Genomic DNA, 22,599 nt, shown 5'->3' with positions numbered 1-22,599 from the left:
TTCGCAGCTCTCGCTACTGCCAGGTTCGCCGCTCGCTGTCGCCATAGCCGCCGATCGAGATCCAGACCTGCTCGCCGTCGTCGCCGAAGTAGCAGCCCAGCTGCACCGTTCCGTCCGCGGGCAGGTGCCGCGTCGCGCCACCGGCGAAGGGCGTGCCGCCGTAGGGTCCCGTGGCGTTGCAGTGGACGGTGTAGTCGCCTGCGGGGAAGTTCTGGGTGTGCACCAGGAAGTACGCGCACTGCGCGGTGCTGCAGTTGTCCTGTCCCTGCGCGGAGCTGCCCTTCGTGACCCACACCTTCGGCTGAGGCGGAGCCACCGTGGTGGCGGCATCCGAGGCGATCCCGCTCCACTGGCCGGCGGCATCCTGAGCGCGCGCCTCGATGGTGTGGCGTTCGCTGTAGCCGTAGTTGTTGGTCCGCGAGTTGTTCAGCGCCACGTCCTGCCACCCGCCGCCGTCGATGCGGATCTGCATCGCCGTGATGGCGCGACCGTTCTCAGCCGGGGGGCTCCAGCTGAAGGTGATGCTCGTACCGCTCGCTTTCGCGCTCACGTTCGGGTTGCGCACGGGCCCATAGGGCTTCACGGTGTTGGAGGGGGCCGACTCGGCGCCGGGCTCGCTCACACCGTTGACGGTGGCGACGGCCCGCACCCGCACGGTGTAGTTCGTCCCGTTCGTCAGTCCCCCGATGGCGGCGCCGTTGCCGGCGATCGCCTGCCAGCCGCCGTTGTTGACGGATGCCTGGTAGCTCAGTTCGTTGGAGTTCGCCCCGTTGGACGCTCCGGCCTGGAAGTTGACGGTGAGCGAACGGTCGCCCTCGCGCGCGGTCACGTTGGTCGGAGCCCCGGGCGGCGTGAACGCGCGCTGCGGCGCCGAGGTCGCGCTGAACTGACCCCAACCGGCCTTGTTCTGCGCGCGCACCCGGAACGTGTAGTCGGTGGTCGACGTGTCCACGACGACGGCCTGGCTCGTCTGCCCCGCTGCGACGGGGATGGAGTTGACCAGCGACGATCCGCGGAGGACGTCGAGCTGGTAGCCCGAGATGGCATCGCCGTTGTCGGCGGGAGCCTTCCAGGCCACCTGCATCTGGGCCTGCGATCCCACGGGCTGAAGGCGCGCGGTCGTCGGGGCGGCGGGCGCGTCGGGCGCTCTGGCCGGGATCTCACTCACCGACCACGGGCTCCAGCTCGACGGCTCGGGCGCGCGGTTGAGGGCCTGCACCCGCACCTGGTACGCGACGCCGTTCTGCAGCCCGTCCCACACGATCGAATTGCCGACGACGTCGGCCTTCTGGCTGATGCCCGACGGGGGCGCGGGCGAGATCTCGAGGTTGTACTTCTCGACAGGGGAGCCCGGCGTTGTCGGAGTCACCCACGACACGGAGAGGCTGCGGTCGCCGAAGACGAGCGACGGTGCGGCCGGTGTGTCCGGACGCGCATCGGGGCGCGCGGTCTCGGACGGCGCCGAGGGGTCGGACGGGCCGACGCGGTTCTCGGCCACCACCGTGAAGTTGTATTCGACGTTGTTCGTCAGACCGTCGAGCGTGCACGTGGTCGCCAGGCACTCCTTCGTGTAGTTCCCCGCGGTGGACGAGACGAGGTACCGCTCGATCTCGGCGCCGTTGTTGGCCGGCGGAGTCCACGACAGCACGACGGTGCGGTCCTGCACGCTCGAGACGGTCGGCGTGCCGGGGGCGTCGGGCTTGCCCTGCACGGTGAGCCGGATGCGGCCCTCGACCTCCCGGTCGGGATCGCCGGTGGCGTCCTGGACGCGGTAGCGCACGACCATCGTGCCGAAGAACTTCGCGTCGGGCGTGACCTGCACCTGGTCCCCCGCCACGTCGACGTCGCCCTGACCGGTCTCGAGGACCGCGGTGGTCACCTTCAGCGGCTTGCCGGGGAACGGGTTCACGTCGTTGCTCAGCACGGGGACCGTGATGGTCTTGCCCTGATGGGCCTCGTCGATCACGTCGTCGTTGGCCGTGGGCAGTTCGCGTGTCGATGCGATCACGCGGATCGTCACGGTGCCCTCGATCGGCTCGGTGGTCCCGTCGGTGATTCGCAGACGGAGCGTCGCGGCGGTGCCCTTCTTCGTCTCCGCGGCGGCGCTGACGAGCAGCTCGTCGTCCTTGATCGACGCCGTCATGCCGTCCGGCGACCCTCCGACGATGTCGAACTCCAGGCGGTCCGCGTCCTCGGGGTCGGGGTCGGTGGTCAGCCCGCCGAGGTCGAGCGACGTGGCGTCCTCGCCGGGTGCGACATCCATCTGCCCGTTGACGAACGTCGGCTGCTGGTTCTCGGGCGGCAGCACGGTGATCGGCAGGGTCAGGGTGGCCTTGCGCCCCTCCGGGTCGTCGGGGCCGGTGCCGTCGGTGACCTCGAACGTGATGGCGTCGGGACCGAAGAACCCAGGGGCCGACGTGTAGACGAGCGTGGTCTGGTCCTTGATGAGCGAGGACCCGTCGTTGTGTGCCGCGGTGACCTTCGCTGCCTCCGTGATGACGACCTTGCCGCCGTCAGCGGACCGCACGTGCTCCGAGAGAGGCAGCTCGACGGTCTCGCCGCTCTCGACCTCGATCGGCTCGGTGGAGACCAGCGTCGGCGGCAGCGACGAGAGAGCGGGGATGTGGATGAAGGCGGATGCCGCGTTGCCGTCGCGGTCGGTGATCGTGTAGGTCGCGAGGCGGTCGGCGTCGCCCAGCGTGACCCGGACCTTGCCGTTGGCCAGCACCCGCGAATCCGCATCGGCGACCTTCAGGTCGAGGTCTTCGACCGTGCCGTCGGGATCCTCGTCGTTGACGAGCACCTCGAGATCGACGACCCCGTCCTCCACATCGGCCGCGCGCACGTAGTCGTCGCGCGCGATCGGACGCTGGAGCGGGACGTCGTCGGCGACCGTGATCTGCAGCACGGCCTTCGCCTCGGCGCCCCGGGCATCGCGGATCGTGTACTGCAGCGACGTCTCCACCGGCTCCGACGGCGAGGTCACGACGACGCGGTTGCCTTCGACCTTCGCCTCGAGGCCTGCGACGTCGGGCAGGATGAGCCCGTTCTTGACGATGCCGAACTCGTCGCCGTCGGGGTCGGAGTCGTTGGCGAGCACGGGCACGGCGACCGAGCGGTCGGGGCGCATGATGACGGAGTCCTTGACCGCATACGGCGCCTGGTTGACGCCCTCGGCGGGGGCGATCCCGACGCGGATCGTCGCCGTAGCCTCCGCGCCGAGGCGGTCGCGCACGCGATAGGCGAAGGTGTCGACGCCCGCGGTGTCGTCGAACGCCTCGTAGATCAGGTAGTCGGAGCCGGTCTCGGTGATCCGGCCCTTGCTCGGCGACGAGGCCAAACCGACCAGCTCGACCGAGTCGCCGTCCGCGTCGATGCCGTCCAGCGGCACGGCGATGCGCACCCGGGTCCCGCCGAGCACGCGCGCCGTGAGGTCGCGCGGGCGGGGAGCGGCGTTCGTCTCGTCGTTGACGGGGATCACCTGGATGGTGATGTAGCCGGCGTCCTTCTGGCCGGTGCTGTCGACGACCTCGTAGGTGGCATAGACGGTGCCCGGCTTGTCCGATGCCCGGAAGCGCACGGTGTCCTGCGAGACGAAGGCCTCGCCGTCCTCGGGCTCGATCAGCGGGGGCACGAGGTCGGGTGCGACGTGGATGGTGTCGCCGTTCGGGTGGTAGTCGTTGTCGAGCACCGGGATGGTCACGACGTCGCCGGCGCGCACCACGACCTGGTCGTCGTTGGCGACCGGCGGGCGCAGCTGCGCGGGCGCCGGGATGGGGATGACGATGACATCGCCCTCGGCGGACTGCGAGCCGTTGGAGATGCGATACGTGATGCGCACCTGCTCCGAAAGCGCGGCCTGGTCGCTGATGCGCAGCGTCTCGTGGTTGAGCACCGCGACCGCGATGCCCGAGTTCGGCTCGACCGTCACCGACTGCACCACCAGGATGCCGCCGGACGGGTCGGAGTCGTTCGTCAGCACGTTGACGAGCACTCCCCCGCCGCTCGGCAGGAGCGCCACGTCGCGCACCGCCACCGGCGGCAGATCGGTCTCCCCTTCGGGGATCACATCGACCCGCACGATGCCGGGCACGCCCGCGGCGCCGGCCGCCACCATGTACTGCACGTAGTACGTGCCGGGGGTCGCAGAGCGGAAGGTGAAGGTCTTGTTGGCGTAGTCCGGCACGATGTCGGCGCCCGAGACGGGATCGACGCGGGCGAGGCGCAGCGGTTCGCGACCGGCGCCCACATCGTTGACGAGGGGCGACACAGTCGCCGTCTGCCCAGTGCGGACGGCGATGTAGTCGGCATTGGTCACCGGGTCGATGGAGCCGACCGGACGAACGTCGAAGCGGATCGTGCCGACCGTGACATCGGTCCCGTCGGAGACCGAGATCTCGACATCCTTGCGGCCCTGCGTCCCGCCGACGGCGCGATAGGTGATGCGGCCGTCCGACGTGTAGTCGGCCTCGTCGCCCTCCGCGGGCGTCACTGCGCCGAGGAAGACGTCGTCGCCGTCGGGGTCGATCCAGTCGGGCAGCACGTTGTAGGTGATGGTGCCGCCCGCTTCGATGGCGACGGTCGTCACGCGTTTCTGGGTCGGCGGCGCGTTGACGTCCCAGCCGTGCACCGACAGCGAGACGCGCGCGGTGTCGGTGCCGCCGCGGCCGTCCGAGACCTCGTAACTGAAGGATGCCGACCCCGAAGCGTCCTCGGGGACCGCGATCTGCAGCGCGCGGCCGTTGTCGATCGACTGCACCTGGCCGATCGACGGGCCCCCGTCGAGGACCCGCGTCGTCAGGACGTCGCCGTCAGGGTCGCTGTCGTTGTCGAGCAGCGGGAGGATCGTGGTGCGGCCCGGACGGACACCGAGGTCGTCGTCGTTGGCATCAGGCGGCGTGTTGATCTCGGAGCGCTCCGGGAGGACCGTCTCGGTGGTCTCCTCGGTGGTCTGCTCGTCGTCCTCGGTCTCGCCTTCGGGCGGGGTCAGCTCGTCCCAGTTGTCGACGCGCTGCAGATCTTCGGCCGCCATCCACGTGGCGCCGCCGACGATGTCGTTGAGCACCACGACGTCGCGGTTCACGCGGAATTGCAGCAGCGACGTGGGCTCGACGCCGTCGATGTCGGCATCCAGATCGCCGGCGTCACCCGCGCAGTCGCGCACGAAGCGGCCGGAGCCGCTCCAGGCCGCGTAGGCGCAGCCGTCGAGCCACACCGGATAGGCCGGCGCGCCCTCGCCGCCGGCCTTCACCGTCGTCGGCTCGGAGCCGTCGAAGGGCACACGCACCAGCGAGGAAGCCGTCGACACCGAGACGGCGTCCGCGGCGGCGGAGGCTTGCTGCAGCACGGCATCGCGCCCGCCGTCGACCTCGGTCTCCCGACCGTCCGCGATGACCGTGCCGTCGGAGGTGTCGAGCACCACGGCCTTGTCGCCGACCGAGGTGATCGACAGCGTGGACTTCTTGTCGACACCGGGCAGCGCGGCGCGTTCCGGCTTCTCGGGGGCGTCGTCGGCGCCCATCCGGATGGTGACCAGCTCCGCGGTCTCCGCTGACGCGCCGTGCACGATGCCGTCGACGCCGACGGCGACATCCGCCCCCTCGCCGAGATTCGTCGTCGGATCGGTCCCCTCGATCTGGAACGATCCGATGCCTTCGGCAGGCAGCACCCACAGATCGCCCGACGCGCGGTCGAGGATGGCGGCCGTCGTGCCGCCCAGCACCACCTTCGCGTCGCCGGGCAGGCTCGCAGCCCCCGACAACGCGACCATCCCCGGATCAATCACGCTGACCGCGGAGCCGGCGCTGTCGACGAGGAGGACCGTGCTGCCCGACTGAAGGATGTCGTAGTCGTCGCTGGTCGTGCGGAGCCCTCCGTCGAGCACCTGCGACTCATGGTTGAAGTGACCGACCATGAGACTCGACTGCTTCGTCACCCACACGCCGCCGTCATGGAGGTCGACCTCGGTGGTGGGGACACCCTGATAGACGAACGCGAGCGTCGTGAGTGTGACGGCCGCGGCTGTCACCGCACCCGCGGATGCGAGCGCGCGCGGACGAGCGCGCAGCCATGCGGAAGACCTCATCGAACCTCGGCCTCCTCCGGGGTGTCGTGCGTCTCTACGTGGCGCCGAGACCGGACGTGGGGCGTCCGGCGCTCACCGAAGACATCAGGGAACAGTCCAGCCTAACCCGACAGACGGAACGCGATTGGACGGGAAGTGTCAACTACGACGATGATAATCCGCCTGATCAGAGCCGATCGATGGGGACAAACACCCATCGATCGGCGGCGGCGGTGCGAGGCCGCCGCTACCAGGCCGTGGACTGGGCATCGCCGGATCCGCCTGGCCCGCTGTAGCTCACCCACTTCGCCCCGGCATAGCCCGAGTAGCAGCTCAGACGCACGCTGTCATTCGCTCCGACCTGGTAGGAGTTGCTGCTCCAACGCCCCTCGGAGTCGTTGCAGCTCAGCGTGTATGTACCCGGCACCCAGTTCTCGACGTTGAAGACGAAGTACGAGCACGCGGCCGAGTCGCAGCCGGGCATGCCGGCCGCGCTGGAGCCTCGGCTGGTCCACGCGCGCGGTTGCGGCGGATCCACCGTCCGGGCAGAGTCGGCGACGACCCCGCTCCACTGACCGGCGGCATCCTGCGCGCGCGCCTCGACGCGGTGCGTCTCGGCGTAGCCGTAGTTGCCGGTCGTCGAGCCGCTGTTCGCCACGTTCTGCCACCCGCCGCCGTCGATGCGGATCTGCATCTGCGTGATGGCGCGGCCGTTGCCGCTGGGTGCGTTCCATTGGTAGGTGATGCTCCGGCCGCTGGCCGATGCCGAGACGCTCGGGTTGTTGACCGGGCCGTACGGGATGACGGAGTTCGACGGCGCCGAGGCAGCGCCCGGCTCCTGCACTCCCCCGACGGTGGCGACGGCCCGCACACGCACGGTGTACGTCGTGCCGTTCGACAGCCCGCCGATGATGTTGTTCCCCGGCATCCCCGCCCAGTTCCCGCCGTTGAGCGAGTACTGGTAGCTCAGCTCGCCGGTGCTCGCGCCGTTACCGGCGGCCGCGCCGTACGACACCCTGATCGAGCTGTTGCCGCTCGGTGTGTCGGCCGAGACGTTCGGCGGCGCCCCCGGCGGCGTGAAGCCGCGCTGCGGCGCGGAGTTGGCGCTGAACGCACCCCAGCCCGCCTTGTTCTGCGCCCTCACCCGGAAGGTGTAGTCCGCGGTGGAGGTGTTGACGACGACCGCCTGGCTCGTCTCCCCGGCCGACACGGGGATCGAGTTCAGGACGCTCCCGCCCTGCATCACGTCGAGCTGGTAGCCGTCGATGGCGTCGCCGTTGTCAGCCGGCTTGTTCCACGAGACGCGGATCTGCGCCTGCGCGCCGACCGGCTCGAGCCGCGCGGTCGTGGGGGCGCCCGGCGCATCCGGCGCCTTCGCGGGGATCTCGGTCACCGACCATGGGCTCGGGCTCGACGGGTCGGGCGCGAGGTTGTGGGCCTGTACGCGCACCTGGTACGCGACGCCGTTCTGCAGCCCGTCCCACACGATCGAATTGCCGACGACCTCGGTCTTCTGCGAGATGCCCGAGGGGGGTGCCGGCGAGATCTCCAGCGTGTAGTGCTGGACCGGAGAGCCGGGGGTGGACGGGGTGACCCACGCCACGTTCAGGCTCTTGTCGCCGAAGGTCAGCGTCGGAGCGGCAGGGGTGTCGGGCCGCGCATCGGGGCGCGCCTCCTCCGACGGCGCCGACGGGTCGGACGCGCCCACGCGGTTCTCGGCGACCACCGTGAAGTTGTATTTCACGTTGTTCGTGAGGCCGTCGAGCGTGCACGTGGTCGCCAGGCACTCCTTCGTGTAGTTCCCCGCGACGGAGGTCACGAGATAGCGCTCGATCTCGGCGCCGTTGTTGGCCGGCGGAGTCCACGACAGCACGACGGTGCGGTCCTGCACGCTCGAGACCACGGGCGTGCCCGGCGCATCGGGCTTGCCCTGCACCGTCAGCCGGATGCGCCCCTCGACCTCGCGGTCGGGATCGCCGGTGGCGTCCTGGACGCGGTAGCGCACGACCATCGTGCCGAAGAACTTCGCGTCGGGCGTGACCGTGACCTGGTCGCCCGCCACGTCGGCGTCGCCCTGCCCGGTCTCGAGGATCGTGGAGGTCACCTTCAACGGCTTGTCCGGGAAGGGGTTCACGTCGTTGCCGAGCACCGGCACCGTGACCGTCTTGCCCTGGTGCGCCTCGGGGACGATGTCGTCGTTCGCCATCGGCAGGTCGCGCGTGGACGCGATCACCCGCACGGTGACGGCGCCCTCGACGGGCTCGGTCGTACCGTCGTCGATGCGCAGGCGGATCGTCGCGGCGGTGCCCTTCTTCGTGTCGGCCGCCGCACTCACGCGCAGCTGGTCGCGCTCGACGGATGCCGTCATGCCGTCGGGTGCTCCGCCGACGATCGTGTACTCGATGCGCTCCGCGTCCTCCGGATCGGGATCCGTGGTCAGGCCGGCGAGGTCGAGCGCCGCGGGATCCTCGCCCGGCGCGACATCCATCTGTCCGTTGACGAACGTCGGCTGCTGGTTCTCGGGCGGCAGCACCGTGATGGGCAGCGACAGCGTCGCCTTGCGACCTTCGGGGTCGTCGGGGCCTGTGCCGTCGGTGACCTCGAACGTGATCGCGTCGGGGCCGAAGTAGCCGGCCGCCGACGTGTACACCAGGGTCGTCTGGTCCTTGATGAGCGAGGAGCCGTCGTGGTGCGCCGCCGTGACCTTGGCAGCCTCCGTGATGACCACCTTGCCGCCGCCGGCGGCGCGGACGTGGTCGGCGAGCGGCAGCTCGACGGTCTCGCCGCTCTTGACCTCGACCGGCTCGGTCGACAGCAGCGTGGGCGGCAACGACGACAGCGACGGGATGTGGATGAACGCGGATGCCTCGTTCCCGTCGCGGTCGACGACGGTGTAGGTCGCGAGCCGGTCGGCGTCGTCGAGCGTGATCCGCACCTTGCCGTCGGCCAGCACGCGAGACTTCGCGTCCGCCACGGTCAGGTCGAGGTCCTCGACGGTGCCGTCGGGATCCTCGTCGTTGGCGAGCACCTCGAGATCGACGACACCCTCCTCGACGTCGGCGGCGCGGACGTAGTCGTCCCGCGCGATCGGCTTCTGCAGCGGCACGTCGTCGGCGACGGTGATCTGCAGCACGGCCTTCGCCTCGGCGCCGCGGGCGTCGCGGATGGTATAGCGCAGCGATGTCTCGACGGCCTCGGAGGGCGACGTGACGACGACGCGGTTGCCCTGCACCTTCGCCGTCAGCCCCGGGACGTCGGGCAGGATCAGGCCGTTCTTGACGATGCCGAACTCGTCGCCGTCGGGGTCGGAGTCGTTGGCGAGCACCGGCACCGCGACCGAGCGGTCGGGGCGCATGATGACGGAGTCCTTGACCGCGTAGGGTGCCTGGTTCACGCCCTCCGGGGGCGCGATGCCGATGCGAATCGTGGCCGTGGACTCGGCGCCGAGCCGGTCGCGCACACGGTACGTGAAGGTGTCGACGCCCGCGGTGTCGTCGAAGGCCTGGTAGACGAGGTGGTCCGACCCCGTCTCGACGATGCGGCCCTTGCCGGGCGACGACGCGAGTCCGACGAGCTCGACGGAGTCCCCGTCGTCGTCGATGCCGTCCAGCGGCACCGCGATGTTCACCCGGCTGCCGGCGAGAACACGGGCGGTGAGGTCGCGCGGGCGGGGGGCCGCGTTGGTGTCGGCGTTGACGGGGATCACCTGAATGGTGATGTAGCCGGCGTCCTTCTGCCCCGTGCTGTCCACCGCCTCGTAGGTCGCGTAGACGGTGCCGGTCTTCTCGGACGCGCGGAAGCGCACGGTGTCCTGCGAGACGAAGACCTCGCCGTCGTCGGGATCGGTGAGCGGCGGCACGAGGTCGGGCGCGACGTGGATGGTGTCGCCGTTCGGGTGGTAGTCGTTGTCGAGCACCGGGATCGTCACCACATCGCCGGCGCGCACCACGACCTGGTCGTCGTTGGCGACCGGTGGCCGCAGCTGCGCGGGGGCGGGGATCGGGATGACGATGACATCGCCCTCGGCGGACTGCGAGCCGTTCGAGATGCGGTACGAGATGCGCACCTGCTCCGACAGCGCGGCCTGGTCGCTGATGCGCAGCGTCTCGTGGTTGAGCACCGCCACCGCGATGCCCGAGTTCGGCTCGACGGTGACGGACTGGACGACGAGAATGCCGCCGGACGGATCGGAGTCGTTCGTCAGCACGTTGACGAGCACCTCGCCGCCGCTCGGCAGGAGCGCCACGTCGCGCACCGCGACCGGTGGCAGATCGGTCTCGCCCTCGGGGATGACGTCGACCCGCACGATGCCCGGGATGCCCGCAGCGCCCGCGGCGACCAGGTACTGGACGTAGTACGTGCCGGGCGTGGCCGAGCGGAAGGAGAAGGTCTTGCTGGAGTAGTCGGGCACGATGTCGGCGCCCGTCACAGGATCGACGCGTGCCAGGCGCAGCGGCTCCCGTCCGGCGCCGACATCGTTGGCCAGCGGCGACACGGTGGCGGTCTGGCCCGTTCGCACGGCGACGTAGTCCGCGTTCGTCACGGGATCGATCGAGCCCACCGGCCGCACGTCGAACCGCACGGCGCCGACCGTCACGTCGGAGCCGTCCGAGACGGTGATCTCGACGTCCTTCCGGCCCTGCGTCCCGCCGACGGCGCGATAGGTGATGCGGCCGTCCGATGTGAAGTCGGCCTCGTCGCCCTCGGCGGGCACGACGGAGCTCAGGAACACGTCGTCGCCGTCCGGGTCGATCCAGTCGGGCAGGACGTTGTACGTGATCGTGCCGCCGGCCTCCACCGCCACCGTCGTGACGCGCTTCTGCGTCGGTGGCGCATTCATGTCCCAGCCGTGTACGGCCAGCGACACCCTCGCGGTGTCGGTGCCGCCGCGGCCGTCGGCGACCTCGTAGGTGAAGGATGTCGTGCCCTGCGCGTCTTCGGGGACCGCGATCTGCAGCGCGCGGCCGTTGTCGATCGACTGCACCTCACCGACCGAAGGACCGCCGTCCAGCACGCGCGTCGTGAGCACGTCGCCGTCGGGATCGCTGTCGTTGTCGAGCAGGGGAAGGATCGTGGTGCGGCCGGGGCGCACACCGAGGTCGTCGTCGTTCGCGTCGGGCGGCGTGTTGATCTCGGACCGTTCCGGGAGCACCGTCTCGGTGGTCTCCTCGGTGGTCTGCTCGTCGTCCTCGGTCTCGCCCTCGGGCGGCGTGATCTCGTCCCAGTTGTCGACGCGCTGCAGATCCTCCGCCGCCATCCACGTGGCGCCGCCGACGATGTCGTTGAGCACCACCACGTCGCGGTTCACGCGGAACTTGAGCAGCGACGTGGGCTCGATGCCCTCGATGTCGACGGCGAGATCGTCGCCGTCGCCGGCGCAGTCGCGGACGAACCGTCCCGAGCCGGTCCACGCGGCATAGCCGCAGCCGTCGAGCCAGACCGGCTCTGCGGGCGCACCCTCGGGGCCGGCCTTCACGGTGGTGGGCTTCGACCCGTCGAATGGCACGCGCACGAACGCCGACTCCGTGGAGAGCGACACCGCGTCCGCCGCCGCGGAGACCTGCTGGAGCACGGCGTTGCGTCCCCCGTCGACGATCGTCGCGCGGCCGTCGACGATGACCGTGCCGGTGGAGCTGTCGAGCACGACCGGCTTGTCGCCGACCGCGGTGACCGAGAGCTCGGCCTTCTCGTCGACATCCGGCAGACCGCTGCGCACCGGGTCTTCGGGCGCGCCGTCGGAGCCGGTGCGGATCGTCACCAGCTCGCCGGACTCGGGTGCGACCGCGTAGACGACGCCGTCCACGCCCACCGCGGCATCCGCTCCCTTGCCGACGTTCACGATCGGGTCGGTGCCTTCGATCTGGAACGAGCCGACGCTCTGGCTCGGGACGACCCACAGGTCGCCGGACGAGCGATCGAGGATCGCGACGGTGTCGCCACCGAGCGCCACGTCGGCGTCACCGGGCATGCCGGCAGCGCCCGACATCGCCACCATGCCGGGGTCGATCACGCTGAGGGCGGAGCCGGCCCGGTCGACCAGCAGCACGGTCGAGCCGGACTGGAGGATGTCGTAGTCGTCACTGGTGGTGCGGAGCCCTCCGTCGAGCACCTGCGACTCGTGGTTGAAGTGACCGACGAGGAGGCTCGACTGCTTGGTGACCCAGACGCCGCCGTCGTGGAGGTCGACCTCGGTGGTGGGCACGCCCTGATAGACGAACGCGAGAGTGGTGATCGTGACAGCAGCCGCAGTGACGGCGCCGGCGGAAGCGAGGGCGCGGGGGCGCGCTCGAAGCCAGGTGAAAGACTTCATCGAACCTCGGCCTCCGGGGTCTCGTGCGTCTCTACGTGGCGTCGGGACCTGACATGGGGCGTCGGGCGCTCACAAAGACATGGGGGAACGGTCCAGCCTAACCCGGCGCACGGCGTGCTATGGGACGGGAAGTGCCATCACGGAAATCGTACCCGGCCAGGCGAGAACCGCGGATGGGGACAAACACCCATCGCGCTCTCGAACCACCTCGACGACCCGCGCCTCGCGCGCCGAGAGGGCGCCGTCACGACCGGATCGTTGCGCCCGCCGACGCGCCGACGTACTCGCGCAGGTGCTGGGCGGTGAGCGTCTCGGCGCTCGCGACGAGGTCGGCCGGAGTCCCCTCGAACACGATCGCCCCACCGTCGTGGCCGGCGCCCGGACCGATGTCGATGATCCAGTCGGCATGGGCCATGACGGCCTGGTGGTGCTCGATCACGATCACGCTGTTGCCGGCTTCGACCAGGCGATCCAGCATCCCGAGCATGTTCTCGACGTCGGCGAGGTGCAGGCCCGTGGTCGGCTCGTCGAGCACGTAGATCGCCCCCTTCTTCGACATCGAGATCGCGAGCTTGAGGCGCTGGCGCTCACCGCCCGACAGCGTGTTGAGCGCCTGCCCGAGCGTGAGATAGCCGAGGCCGACGTCGATCATGCGCACCAGGATCGTGTGCGCGGGCCCCTTGGCGAAGAACGCCGCCGCCTCGGAGGCCGACATCGCGAGCACCTCGGCGATGTTCTTGCCGTCGAGCGTGTACTCCAGCACCTCGTCGCTGAAGCCCGACCCCTCGCACAGCTCGCACAGCGTCTCGACGGTCTGCGTAAAACCGAGGTTGGTGATGATCACGCCGAGTCCCCGGCAGGCCGGGCAGGCGCCCTCGGAGTTGGCGCTGAACAGCGCCGGCTTCACACCGTTGGCCTTCGCGAATGCCGAGCGGACGGTGTCGAGGATGCCGGTGTACGTGGCCGGACTCGAGCGCCGGTTGCCCTTGATCGGCGACTGATCGACGACGACGACATCGTCGAAGGCCGGCACGTTGCCGTGTATCAGCGACGACTTGCCCGAGCCGGCGACGCCCGTCACGACGGTCAGGATGCCGAGCGGGACGTCCACGTCCACGTTCTTGAGGTTGTGCTGGGTCGCCCCGCGGATCTCGAGCGCGCCCTTCGCCGCGCGGGTCGACGGCTTCAGCCGCGCCCGGTCGTCGAGGTGACGGCCCGTGATGGTGCCCGACGCGCGCAGGCCCGCGACATCCCCCTCGTACTGCACCTCGCCGCCCGCGCGGCCGGCACCCGGGCCGAGGTCGACGACATGGTCGGCGATCTCGATCACCTCGGGCTTGTGCTCGACCACGAGCACGGTGTTGCCCTTGTCGCGCAGGAGTTTCAGCAGCCGGTTCATGCGCTCGATGTCGTGCGGGTGCAGTCCCGCCGTCGGCTCGTCGAAGACGTAGCTGATGTCGGTCAGCGGCGAGCCGAGGTGGCGGATCATCTTCGTGCGCTGCGCCTCGCCGCCCGAGAGGGTGCCCGACGACCGGTCCAGCGACAGGTAGCCGAGGCCGATGTCGATGAACGACGCGATCGTCTGGCGGAGGCCCGCCATGAGCGGCGCGACGGACGGGTCGTCCACCGTGTCGAGCCACGCCGCGAGATCCGTGATCTGCATGGCCGCGGCATCCGCGATGCTGAGCCCCAGGATCTTCGACGAGCGTGCCCCCTCGTTCAGCCGCGAGCCGCCGCAATCGGGGCAGGGCATGAACTTCACGGCCCGGTCGACGAACGCCCGTATGTGGGGCTGCAGCGAGTCGCGATCCTTCTGGAGCATGGACTTCGTGATCTTCGGCACGAGACCCTCGTAGGTCATGTTGATGCCGTTGATCTTGACCTTGGTGGGCTCCTTGTAGAGGAAGTCCTCGCGCTCCTGCGCGGTGTAATCCTGGATCGGCTTGGCCGGGTCGACGAAGCCCGACTCGGTGAAGCCCTTCACCATCCAGCCGTCGGGGTTGTAGCCGGGGACGTTGATCGCGCCGTCCTGCAGCGACTTGGTCTTGTCGTACAGCTCGTCGAGGTCGACGTCGCTGGTCTCGCCGAGACCCTCGCAGCGCGGGCACATGCCGCCGGTGATCTCGAACGAACGACGCTCCTTGACCTTCTTGCCGCCCTTCTCCATCGTCACGGCGCCGGCGCCCGACACGGAGGGGATGTTGAACGAGAACGCCTGCGGAGACCCGACGTGCGGCTGCCCGAGGCGGCTGAACAGCAGCCGCAGCATGGCGTGCGCGTCGGTCGCGGTGCCGACGGTCGACCGGGCGTTCGATCCCATGCGCTCCTGATCGACGATGATCGCGGGGCTGACGTTCTCGAGCGCGTCGACGTCGGGGCGACTGAGCTGCCCCATGAACTGCTGCACGAACGTCGGGTACGTCTCGTTGATGAGACGCTGCGACTCGTTCGCGATGGTGCCGAACACCAGCGACGACTTGCCCGAACCACTCACCCCCGTGAAGACGGTGAGCCGCCGCTTCGGGATCTCGACCGACACGTTCTTGAGGTTGTTCTCGCGGGCACCGACGACGCGGATGACCTCGTGCGAATCGGCGATGTGCGTGCCGGCGGTGCGGGGATCGGATGCCATCCCCACAGTCTGCCCGGCGATGCGGACACCGCGCTTCCTGAATCCTGCTCGATCCCGGTTCCGGCCCGCTTCCCGGGTTCGGGGCCCCGCGCTCCTCTCCCCCTCTCCCCCGGCGCATTTTGGCGACTCGCCAGGAACCGCGGCGAGAACTGCAGGTTTTGGCGACTCGCCCGGAACGGGCGCGAGAACTGCAGGTTTTGGCGACTCGCCGAGAACGGCGGCGAAAACGGCAGGTTTTGGCGACTCGCCAGGAACAGGCAGACGGAGGCGGTGGATGCCGCGGCGAACGGTGGATGCCGCGGATGCCGGTTACCCGACCTCAGGCCGCGCCCGACGCGGCGCCGGCGACGACTTCTGGCGAGTCGCCAAAACCAAGCAACCAAGACCGCAAACTATGGCGACTCGCCAAAATCGGTCCGACGGAGGCGATGGATGCCGCAGCCCACGGTGCATCGAAAGCCGGCGTCGGCGACGCCATTTGGCGAGTCGCCAAAACCAACCAACGAAGACCGCAAACAATGGCGAGTCGCCAAAATCGGCCCGACGGAGACGACGTCGGCGGCCCGCCCGCGGACGTCAGGCGGACGTCAGGCGGCGTCGACCTCGGCGGGGGCGGCCGGCTCGACCGCGAAGTTGTCGCGGAAGACGCTGGTCGGGTCGTACGCCGCCTTGACCACGCGCAGGCGGGCGAGCGTCGCGGGCGGGAAGGCCTCCGCGATCCGCTCGGGACGCTGGGACGAGTCGAAGCTCAGGTACGAGCCGTCGACGTGCGGCGCCACCTCGCGCCACTGGGCGTCGAGGCGGTCGGGGTGCGATCCGAGCGCCGTCACCGAGAAGCTCGCCGACCGGTGCGCGTAGGCGGTGGCATCCTCCGCGACGTCGGCCACGGCCCCGCCGACCGCGCGGAGCTGGAAGAACGGCACGGCGCCGGACTGCAGCATCCGTGCCGCCGCCGCGGCGAAGGCGGGCGTGACGTGCTCGATGAGGCCGGAGCGCGAGTGCGGCTCGCCCGCGCCGTGCTGGGGGCCGAGATCGGCGTTGCCCATGATCTGCGCGTACGTCGTCAGCTGCACCGACTGCTGCACGAGCGGGGCGAGCTCGGCGAACGGCTGCAGGCGGGCGATGATCGTGTCGGGATCGTCGGAATCGACCACCCCGTACAGCTGTACGACCTGCGGCTGCCCGGGCCGAGGTCCGCCGGTCATCAGGAACATCGTGAGATCGCGCGGCGACGCTTCGACGATGCGGCCATAACCCTCGAGGAACGCCGCGACGTCGTCGACCTGGAACGCGAGCTGCGCGTAGCCCACCTGGCCGATCTCGTCGACCTCGAACTCGAACGTGGTGACGATGCCGACGTTGGCCCCGGCCCCCCGGACCGCCCAGAACAGGTCGGGGTGCGTCTCGGCATCGGTCCGCACGAGAGAGCCGTCGGCGAGGACCACCTCGGCCGCCCGCAGATGGTCGATCGTGAGGCCCTGCTCACGCGCGAGCAGGCCGATGCCGCCCGCCGTGGCGAGGCCGCCGACGCCGACGCCGCCGTAGTCTCCCGAGGTCAGCGCCCAGCCGTGCTCGCCCAGGACGGCGGCGACCTGCGCCCAGCGTGCGCCGGGTCCGATCCGCACCAGGCGGCGATCGACATCGAGCACCTCGATCTCGTCGAGGCGTCGGAGGTCGATCACGATGCCGCCATCGTTGGTGCTCCGGCCGCTGATCCCGTGGCCGCCGCTGCGCACCGAGAGGGGGAGCTCGGGATGCCCCCGCGCGAAGCCGATCGCCGCTGCGACTTGCTCGGCCGACGCCGGCTGCAGCACGAGTCCCGGCGCACCGCCGCGCATGTAGGTGGCGCGCACGTCGCCGTAGTCGAAGTCGCCGGGCTCGATCGCGCGCAGCCCGGCCGGAACATCGTCGTAGGCGATGCCGTCGCGACGGGCGGCCAGCGCCGCCGACGACCTCACCGGTGCGGCCGAGACGCCGCGGGTGCCGCGTTCAGACGCCACGAGCTCGCGGACCGCCGGCGCGACCTCCTCGCCGAAGCGCTGCAGCAGGTTCGGGTCGTCGCCGGCGAGGATGAACGTGCCGATGCCGTCCTCGAGCGCGAGCTGCGCGAGGCGCTCGGCGAACTCCTGCGGGTCGGCGGCGAGCCGGCCGACGTTCAGCAGGCGCCGGATCTCGCGCGGATCACGGCCGACCGATTCGGCGGCTTCGTCGATGGCGGCGTTGCCCTTCGCGAGGTCGCCGGGCTGCATGTACCCCAGCGACGGCAGCCAGCCGTCGCCCTTGCGCCCGGTCAGCGACAGCATGCGCGGCTTGTACGCCCCGATGTGGATCGGGATGTCGTGCGCGGGGCGCGGGCCGCGCTTGGCTCCGTGCACTCGGTGGTACCGGCCGTCGGTGAAGACACCGCCGCGTGCGTCGGTGCGCCACAGCTCGCGAATGAGATCGATCGCCTCTTCGAGCGCCGTCACCGCCTGGCCGGGGGTGAGCCGCGTGCCGCCCATCGCCTCGATGGCGTCCCAGAATCCGCCGGCGCCGAGCGCCAGGTCGAAGCGCCCGCCAGAGAGCAGGTCGATGCTCGCCGCCGCGCGTGCCACGACCGCCGGCGGCCGCAGCGGCACGTTGAGCACGTTCGGCGCGATCCGGATACTGTCGGTCCGCGCCGCGACGAACGACATGAGCGTCCACGTGTCGAGGAACGCCGGCTGGTACGGGTGGTCCTGGAACGTGACCAGATCGAGTCCGGATGCCTCGGCCACCTGCGACAGCAGCACGGGTGCCTCGGGGGTCGCTGCTGCGGGGGTGATGAAGGCGCCGAATTCGAGCGCGTGTCCGTAGTCCACGGGGGTCCTTTCAGCCGATGGTCGCGCTGCGGCGGATCGGCGCGGCCGCCGTCGCGGCCGATGAGTCGAGGGTTCCCGGGCGCATGCCCGAGACCAGGATGTCGAGCAGGAGGTCGCGATCGGCGGGGGCGCCGAGACGCACGGCGTGCTCGATGCCGCAGATCAGGCGCTGCAGCTGCGCGACCGAGAGGTCGTCGCGCACCACACCGTCCCGCTGCGCGCGCGAGAGCACCGCGTCGTACCCCGCGAAGACCTCGCCCCGCGCGACCGAGCACTCGTCGTGCAGGTCGGGATCGGTGAGGGCGAGGTCCGTGAGCACGGTCTCGAGGCCGCCGTCCTGCAGCTGCAGGACGACCGCGTCCTCGAGGAACCCCCGGAACGCGGCGTCCGCATCGGGCTCGGTGAGGGCCCGGTCGGCCGCCGCACCCAGGCGGACGAGGGTCTCGACGCTGAGGGCCTCGATCAGCGCCCGGACGGTCGGGAAGTGGCGGTAGACGGTGCCGATCCCGACGCCGGCATCCCGGGCGATGTCGTTGAGCCGCAGTGAGCGCGCGTCGTGCCGGCGCGCGACTTCGAGAATGCGCTCACGGCTGCGAACAGCATCGGCTCGGGGGCTCATGGCTCCAGCGTACACCCGAAACGGATAAGCTATCCGCTTCTAGGGCATCACGCGCCAGCAGCCGTCGACGTGGTCGTCGACCATGCCGGCCGACTGCATCAGCGCGTACATCGTCGTCGGCCCGACGAAGCGGAAACCGCGCTTGCGCAGGGCCTTGCTGAGCGCATCCGACGCCGGTGTCGTGGCGGGCACCTCGGCGAACGTCGCCGGGCGACGATGGGATGCCGGGGCGAACGACCACATGAACGAATCGAGCTCACCCGGTTCGAGGTCGAGCACGAGCCGTGCGTTGGAGATCGTGGCCTCGATCTTCGCGCGATTGCGGATGATGCCGGCATCCGTCATCAATCGCGCGATGTCGTCCTCGCCGAACGCCGCCACGGCTGCGGGCTCGAAGCCCGCGAAGACCTCGCGGAACCGCGGACGCTTGCGCAGGATCGTGATCCACGAGAGGCCCGCCTGGAAGCCCTCCAGGCTCATCTTCTCGAAGAGCGCCCGATCGCCGTGCAGCGGCACGCCCCACTCCTCGTCGTGGTAGCGGGCGTACTCGAGGTCGTCGCCGACCCACGCGCACCGCGCGCGGCCGTCGGCTCCGAAGCGGACGTCGATGCTCACCCGGTCAGACTATGCGCGGGCAACGACCTGCCGGCTCGCGGCCGCCGGCAGACCCGACGGGTCCCTCAACCTTCATGTGGAGGTCACACGTTCGGTCGCCGAGGGCCTCCTCCGTCGCTTACCTTGGAATGTCGGGCCTGTGCGGTCCACGCAGGGAGGAAACGCCATGAAGATCGTCGCTTCGTCGGACTGGCGGGACGCCATCCCGTTCGACACTCTCGTGCTGGTCGCCGACATCGTCCCGGGCGAGCCGACGCGGTGCTTCACGTGCGGCGCCGACTCCGAGCCGCGGGAGCGCACCGAGCTCTGGGCGTTCAAGCACCGGCACCCGAAGAACCACGACGGCTACGTGCGCTTCTACTGCGCCGAGCATCGGCCGGAGATCCCGCGGCCGACGGCTGCCGCATCCCTTGCTCCCGCTCGTGCCACGGGGCGACCGGCGTCGCGGCCCGCGGCCGAGCGCCGTGTCTCGAAGCCGACCATCCCCGACCGTGTGCGCGCGATGTGCCCCAACTGCTTCGTCGAGATCTCGGCGACCGGCGAGTGCGGCATGTGCGGCTGGGCCGCCTGACCCACCCTCCACGCCCGCGCCGGCGCCCTCCCGCGTGACATTCGAAGGAGGGGACCCGTGCCCGACGCGCGGCCGCCGGCGAAGGCATCCTCGACGGCGCGCGACGCCCGATGCGCGGACGGCGCGGAAGCCACCTTCACGAGGGATGTGTCCGGAACCCCTCGATTCCGGACCCCTGCCACGCATCGTTGCCGTTCTGTGACCTAGGCGGCCGACGACGGTCCCGTCACTTCTTCTTGAGCGACTTCTCCGACACCGGCGCGTTGCCCGACGCGGCGAGCGCGCGATAGTACTCGCGGGCCTCGTCCTGGCGGGCGCGCTCGGCACCCGACGCGATGGGCGCCCGCACATGCTCGGGTGCGAAGCCGTAGGCGTCGACGAGGTCCTGCGCGTGGGGGCGCAGCCGCGCGCTGAGGCGGTCGATGTAGCGGGAGACGGATGCCGCGCGCTGGGTCGACAGTCGCCCATTGATGAGGTACCACGCGAGGTGCTTCTCGATCAGGTGCATCCCGAACAGATCGCGCAGCCACGTGAGCACCTGCGTGGTGCCCTCGTCGGAGACGCGGTTCACCCCGTCGGTGAACGCCTCCCACTGCAGGAGTTCGGCGTGGGCGCGAGCCGCCTCGATGAGCTCCGCCTGGTGGCTGTTGAAGAGTGCCGCCGCCTCGGCGGGCGACAGCTTGGATGCCGGGCGCAGCGCCGACGCGACATCGGCCACCATCCGCTGCACGCGACCGGCGAGCAGCTCGTGCTGCTGGTCCTCGCGCAGGCCCAGCTCCACCGAACGCGCCGTCGAGCCGAAGTCGGCGACGGCCTGGCCGAGCTGGCGCAGACCCGCGCCGTGGAACAGCTTGCCGGCCGTCTGCCGTGCGGCGAAGCGGGCCAGCTTCGCGGCATCCGCTCCCTTGAACTGCTTGGCGTAGTCCGACAGGAGCCGCTTGCCGACCAGCTGCAGCAGCACGTTGTTGTCGCCCTCGAAGGTGGCGAAGACGTCGAGGTCATGGTGCAGGCCGACCAGGCGGTTCTCGGCGAGGAAGCCGGAGCCGCCGCACGCCTCACGCGCCTCCTGGATCGTGTTGAGAGCGTTCCACGTGCTGAGCGGCTTCAGCGCCGCCGCGAGCGTCTCGAGATCCTCGCGCTCGTCGGACGTGTCGGTGCGCCCCGAGAAGACTCCGTCGAACTTCCGCAGCAGCTCGTCGTGGCTGAAGAACTGGGCGTAGTTCTGGGCCAGCAGCGGCAGCAGGCGCCGCTGGTGCTTGCCGTAGTCCAGCAGCACGACCTCTTCGGTGCCGGCGCCGGAGTCGAACTGACGGCGCTGGTTCGCGTATGTCAGCGCGATGTGGAGCGCCAGGGCGGTGCCGGTGGTCGCGGCTCCGTCGAGCGACACGCGGCCCTGCACCAGTGCGCCGAGCATCGTGAAGAAGCGGCGACCAGGGCTCGGGATGTCGGACGTGTACGAGCCGTCCGCGGCGACCTGGCCGTAGCGGTCGAGCATGTTGAAGCGCGGCACACGCACGTGGTCGAACGCGAGCCTGCCGTTGTCGATGCCGTTGAGGCCGCCCTTGACGCCGTCGTCCTCGCTGATGATGCCGGGCATCATGTTGCCCTCGTCGTCGCGGATCGGCACGAAGAAGCAGTGCACGCCGTAGTTGACGCCGCCCGTGATGAGCTGCGCGAACACGGTCGCCGCCTTGCCGTGCAGCGCCGCATTCCCGAGGTAGTCCTTGTATGCGCCGCGGAACGGCGTGTGGATCACGAACTCCTCGGTGTCGGCGTCGTAGGTCGCCGTCGTGCCGATGGCCGCGACATCCGATCCGTGGCCGGTCTCGGTCATCGCGAACGCGCCGGGGATCGACAGGTCGAGGATGCCTGCCAGCCACTCCTCGTGGTGCTTCTCGGTGCCGAGCTGGAACACCGCCGAGCCGAACAGACCCCACTGCACTCCCGACTTGATCTGCAGGCTGGGGTCGGCCAGCACGAGCTCCTGGAAGCCGGCGAGGTTCGCGCCGTTGTCGTTCTTGCCGCCGTAGCGCTCCGGCATCGCGCGCTGCGAACCGCCGTGCTCGACCAGCAGGTGCAGCTGCGTCAGCACGCGCTCGCGGTGCTCGGCCACCGACTGACCTTCGACCCGCCAGAACGCGGGATCCTTGATCATCTCGCGAGCCTCACGGCGGGTGTCGCCCCAGGTGCCGAGGAGCAGGTCGGTGACCGCGGAGATGTCGATGCGCGGCTCGGATGCCTCGGCCGCCGTGTGCGGGGCTGTCGGGGCGCCGCCGGCCGGCGTGCGCTTGCTGGTGGCGGGCTTCTTGGTGCGGACGGCGGCGTCGGCCATATGCATCACCTCTCGGTGCGATGGACAGAAGTAAGGTCACTTCGACGGTAGGACTCCCACAACCTGCGCTCAAAGCGACTGGCGGATTCCCACAACGCGAGTGCGAGACGGGTCGTCCACGCGTTGTGCGAGACGCACAGGCGGGCGCGATCACCCCCCTGTGCGAGTCGGTGGACGGACGTAGGCTCATCGCCATGACTCCCCCGCCGACTGCGATCACTACCGCGTTCATCCCTGTCAGCGACGCCCGCGCGGGGGCGCACTGGTATGCCGACACTTTCGGCCTCGCCATCGCCGACGAGACCGACTTCTCGAGCGTGCTCGCCGGGTCGCACGGCCAGGTGACGCTGATGAGCCCGAAGAGCGGCATCCGCGTCGAGCCCGGCCTGCCGTGGGCGACGTGCAATTTCCGTGTCGACGATCTCGCGTCGGTGCACGAGCGACTCGCCCGACTCGGTGCGCACCCCGGCGACATGCTGGGCGACCCCGACCGCTGTCTGTTCTTCACCGCGACAGATCCCGACGGCAACACGCTCCTCGTGACGGACCGCTGAGCCGAGGATGCCGGGGGGCTGCTGCCGCGGGCACGCACGGGTGGTGCGGTATCGGCGGGACG

9 protein-coding genes are annotated in these 22,599 nt (G+C 70.2%); 2 read left to right on the top strand and 7 right to left on the bottom strand.

Annotated features, from left to right (window positions below; all coding sequences use genetic code 11):
- Positions 1-13 precede the first annotated feature (13 nt).
- The 6 genes from NCG93_RS00135 to NCG93_RS00110 form a co-directional block, all read right to left on the bottom strand.
- Positions 14-6,085, bottom strand: a complete 6,072-nt coding sequence (locus tag NCG93_RS00135) for an Ig-like domain-containing protein (RefSeq protein ID WP_194412004.1) — start codon at positions 6,083-6,085, stop codon at positions 14-16.
- 226 nt (positions 6,086-6,311) lie between these two features.
- Positions 6,312-12,374, bottom strand: coding sequence for an Ig-like domain-containing protein (locus tag NCG93_RS00130; RefSeq protein ID WP_194412005.1), 6,063 nt, complete (start codon positions 12,372-12,374; stop codon positions 6,312-6,314).
- A gap of 244 nt (positions 12,375-12,618) precedes the next feature.
- Positions 12,619-15,006, bottom strand: coding sequence for an ATP-binding cassette domain-containing protein (locus tag NCG93_RS00125; RefSeq protein WP_194412006.1), 2,388 nt, complete (start codon positions 15,004-15,006; stop codon positions 12,619-12,621).
- A gap of 587 nt (positions 15,007-15,593) precedes the next feature.
- Positions 15,594-17,846: an LLM class flavin-dependent oxidoreductase gene (locus NCG93_RS00120; protein WP_194412007.1), complete on the bottom strand. Its 2,253-nt coding sequence runs from the start codon at positions 17,844-17,846 to the stop codon at positions 15,594-15,596.
- Positions 17,847-17,856: 10 nt separating this feature from the next.
- Entirely contained in the window at positions 17,857-18,465 is a 609-nt protein-coding gene (locus NCG93_RS00115; protein ID WP_194412008.1) for a TetR/AcrR family transcriptional regulator, read from the bottom strand.
- A gap of 39 nt (positions 18,466-18,504) precedes the next feature.
- Entirely contained in the window at positions 18,505-19,074 is a 570-nt protein-coding gene (locus NCG93_RS00110; RefSeq protein ID WP_194413670.1) for a DNA-3-methyladenine glycosylase I, read from the bottom strand.
- 172 nt (positions 19,075-19,246) lie between these two features.
- Between NCG93_RS00110 and NCG93_RS00105 the strand changes: the two genes are divergently transcribed.
- A complete protein-coding gene (locus NCG93_RS00105) occupies positions 19,247-19,651 on the top strand; it encodes a glucose-6-phosphate dehydrogenase (protein ID WP_194412009.1) in 405 nt (134 codons plus the stop codon).
- Positions 19,652-19,877: 226 nt separating this feature from the next.
- Here the strand turns inward: NCG93_RS00105 and NCG93_RS00100 are convergent, their stop codons facing one another.
- Positions 19,878-21,983, bottom strand: coding sequence for an acyl-CoA dehydrogenase family protein (locus NCG93_RS00100; protein ID WP_194412010.1), 2,106 nt, complete (start codon positions 21,981-21,983; stop codon positions 19,878-19,880).
- 194 nt (positions 21,984-22,177) lie between these two features.
- On the opposite strand from NCG93_RS00100, the gene NCG93_RS00095 reads away from it, so the two are divergent.
- Positions 22,178-22,537, top strand: coding sequence for a VOC family protein (locus NCG93_RS00095; protein WP_194412011.1), 360 nt, complete (start codon positions 22,178-22,180; stop codon positions 22,535-22,537).
- The last annotated feature ends 62 nt before the right edge of the window (positions 22,538-22,599 follow it).

This window comes from Microbacterium yannicii, from assembly GCF_024055635.1.
GTDB classification, from domain to species: Bacteria; Actinomycetota; Actinomycetes; order Actinomycetales; family Microbacteriaceae; genus Microbacterium; species Microbacterium yannicii.
This window is presented reverse-complemented; position numbering and strand designations above follow the sequence as displayed.